This is a genomic window from Halanaerobium salsuginis, assembly GCF_900114545.1.
Classification (GTDB): Bacteria; Bacillota; Halanaerobiia; order Halanaerobiales; family Halanaerobiaceae; genus Halanaerobium; species Halanaerobium salsuginis.
In genome coordinates, this window is the sequence record NZ_FOTI01000081.1 from 1 (window position 1) to 3,168 (window position 3,168).

Here is a 3,168-nt window from a genome sequence, read left to right on the forward strand (position 1 = left end):
TTTTATCTCGAAGAGAAGTATCCTGAATCATTTGAGTTTTTCTATCATGAATCTTTTCTGCTTTTTTGCCGCAGACAGGACATTTAACATGATCTATTTTATAGTCAGCTACAAAAACTAAATATTCCTCCGTTTTAATTAAATCTGTTGCAACTAGGTCTGGTAAATCCATTAAATCTGTGATAAGATTATTATGCATTTGCTTGACTCCTTTATTGAATTTTTGGTGTTGTAACTATTTAATTCAACGGAGCCAGGCAAATGCCTTTTTTATTTAGATATTTTTAGATTTACAGTTTTTTCTTCACAACATTAATTATACAACCAAAATTTTTAGATATTAATCTATAATTAGACTTGACTTTAGCAAAAAACAATATTAAAATATAAATATAATCAAATAAAACAACAAATAAAAATATAAAACAAAAAATATTGCCTAACTTAGCTATTGTAAGCTAAGTTAATTTATAGCAATAGTTGTGAAAAAGTTATCAATTATTATTTTAAAAAATATAATTAAACTAGAGGAGTTGTAAAAAATGGTAAATAGGTTTATTTTAAATGAAACATCATATCATGGTGCTGGATCTATTAAAGAAATTGCTAATGAAGCACAGCAAAGAGGATTTAAAAAAGCATTTATTTGTTCAGATCCAGATTTAGTTGAACTTGGTGTTAGTAAAAAAGTGTTAGATGTTCTGGAAGAAAACAAACTTGCTTATCAGCTATATTCAAATATTAAACCAAATCCCACAATTGAGAATGTACAGTCAGGTGTAGCAGCTTATAAAGAAGCAGAAGCTGATTATATAATTGCTATTGGAGGCGGATCCTCCATGGACACTGCTAAAGCAATTGGAATTATTATTAATAATCCTGAATTTGCTGATGTAAAAAGTTTAGAAGGAGTAGCAGATACTAAAAATAAAGCTGTTCCAATTATTGCAGTTCCTACTACTGCTGGTACAGCTGCTGAAGTAACCATAAATTATGTAATTACAGATGTTGAAAACAATCGTAAAATGGTATGTGTTGATCCTCATGACATTCCTGTTATAGCAGTAGTAGATCCCGAAATGATGTCTACTATGCCCAAAGGATTAACTGCTGCAACTGGTATGGATGCATTGACTCATGCGATTGAAGGTTACATTACAGCTGGTGCCTGGGAATTATCAGATATGTTTCATTTAAAAGCAATTGAAATAATAGCTCGCTCTTTAAGATCTGCTGTTAAAAATGAAGCTCAGGGTAGAGAAGATATGGCTCTTGCTCAATACATAGCAGGAATGGGTTTTTCAAATGTTGGCTTAGGCATTGTTCATTCTATGGCCCATCCTTTAGGCGCCTTATATGATACTCCACATGGAATAGCCAATGCAATAATTTTACCAGCTGTTATGGAATATAATGCTGAAGCAACTGGTGATAAATATAAATATATAGCACAAGTGATGGGGGTTGAAGGAACTGAAGAAATGAGCCAGGCAGAATATCGTCAGGCAGCAGTTGAAGCTGTTAGGAAACTAGCAGCAGATGTAAACATTCCAGCTGATTTATCAGAAATTGTCAAAGAAGAGGATATTAAGTTTTTAGCTAAATCTGCTTATGAAGATGCCTGTCGTCCAGGAAATCCTAAAGAAACAAGTGTAGAAGATATTAGTGAATTATATAAATCTTTAATTTAAATTGATTTATAAAGGGCCAGCTTATTAAGCTGACCCTTTTAAAATATTATTTAATTAAATAGTTTAATTTTTTTCTAAATAGTTAATACAGTTTAAAATTGAATTTTCTATCATATCACTAACAGCTTGTCTAGTGAAAAAAGCAGTATGGGGAGTTAAAATTACATTTGGTAAAGATCTTAAAATTGCAAGCTCATGATTTGAAATTACTTCTCCTTTAAAGTCTTTATAATATATATTAGCCTCATTTTCGATAACATCTAAGGCTGCACCAGCAATTTTTTTCTGTTCTAGTGCATCAATTAAAGCAGATGTATCAATTAGACTACCTCTAGCTGTATTAATTATATAACTATTTTTTTTCATTAAAGCTAATCTTTCTTGACTAATTAAATGTTTATTTTCTTTTGTGGCAGGTACATGGAGTGAAATAATATCACTTTTTTTAATTAATTGGTTAAGATCTACATATTCAGCCAGTTTATTTTTTTGATCTGGGTTAAGATCATAAGCAAGTAGGCGACAACCAAAAGAATTTAGCTTCTTTAGAATGGCTTTGCCAATTCTGCCAGTTCCAATGATTCCAATAGTTAAATTATGTAATTCACGTCCTCGTAATTTAGATAGAGAATAGTCCTGAACTTTACTGCGACTTAAAATAAGCTCCATTTTTCTAATTGACATTAAAATTAGCATAACAGTATATTCTGCTACACTGTCTGGAGAGTAGCTTATATTTCCAATTCCAATCTTATATTTTTTAGCATTTTTTAAATCAATATGGTCATAGCCAATTGTTCTAGTAGATATATATTTAATTCCTAATTTACTATACTTAGCAAGTAAATTTTTGTCTATTTTAGTTGTAATAATGCTAAGACAGTCAAAACCTGCTGCTAATTGAGCATTTTCTAAATTAGGGCTTTGGCTTGTTAATTTAATTTTAACTTCATGTTCTTGGCTATATTTATTAAAAAATTCTGTTTCATCTTCCCGACAATTATAGACTAAAATTTTCATTTTTAACCCTCTTTCAATTTAAATATAATAAACCTTTAGCTTTTTATATATACTAACATATTAATTTTTAACTAGCAATTTATAGATTTTAAAATATCTATTTAACTTGCAAAATAGCTAATTTAACTATAAAATATAAGTAACAAGTAGCTGTTATCTAAATTCTGAGACAAATTTATTTGCTTTAATTTTTGCGAAGCTTGATAAGTGTAGTTATATCATATTTGGTCAGGATGGTCAAAGTCGCGGCATTTGTCTAAAAATAACTATTTTCACAGTAGAAAATCATAAATTTTAGCCGAATAAATTTCTAGACAAATAGCTATGGTAACTGTTATAGCAATAAGGTTGTTCAAAAACGGGTCTAATGACTAAATCCACTACAACAAGGATTGAAACCTAACGATCCCGATAAGGGAGAAATTTTATATTGCGGTCTAATGACTAAATCCACTAC

Annotated in this window: 2 protein-coding genes and 1 pseudogene; 1 reads left to right on the top strand and 2 read right to left on the bottom strand. The window is 29.9% G+C overall.

Annotated features, from left to right (window positions below; translation table 11 throughout):
- Positions 1–199 (bottom strand): annotated as a pseudogene (locus BMZ74_RS14165) (hypothetical protein); the annotation flags it as partial.
- A gap of 343 nt (positions 200–542) precedes the next feature.
- Here BMZ74_RS14165 and fucO point away from each other — a divergent pair.
- Positions 543–1,691, top strand: coding sequence for a lactaldehyde reductase (fucO, locus tag BMZ74_RS14170; protein ID WP_089862853.1), 1,149 nt, complete (start codon positions 543–545; stop codon positions 1,689–1,691).
- A gap of 63 nt (positions 1,692–1,754) precedes the next feature.
- Here fucO and BMZ74_RS14175 read toward each other — a convergent pair whose 3' ends face one another.
- Positions 1,755–2,711, bottom strand: a complete 957-nt coding sequence (locus BMZ74_RS14175; RefSeq protein WP_089862854.1) for an NAD(P)-dependent oxidoreductase — start codon at positions 2,709–2,711, stop codon at positions 1,755–1,757.
- Positions 2,712–3,168: the final 457 nt, after the last annotated feature.

Excerpts from the sequence above, each read along its gene's own strand:
- fucO (WP_089862853.1), top strand. The coding sequence starts at position 543 with ATGGTAAATAGGTTTATTTTAAATGAAACATCATATCATGGTGCTGGA.
- BMZ74_RS14175 (WP_089862854.1), bottom strand. The coding sequence starts at position 2,711 with ATGAAAATTTTAGTCTATAATTGTCGGGAAGATGAAACAGAATTTTTT.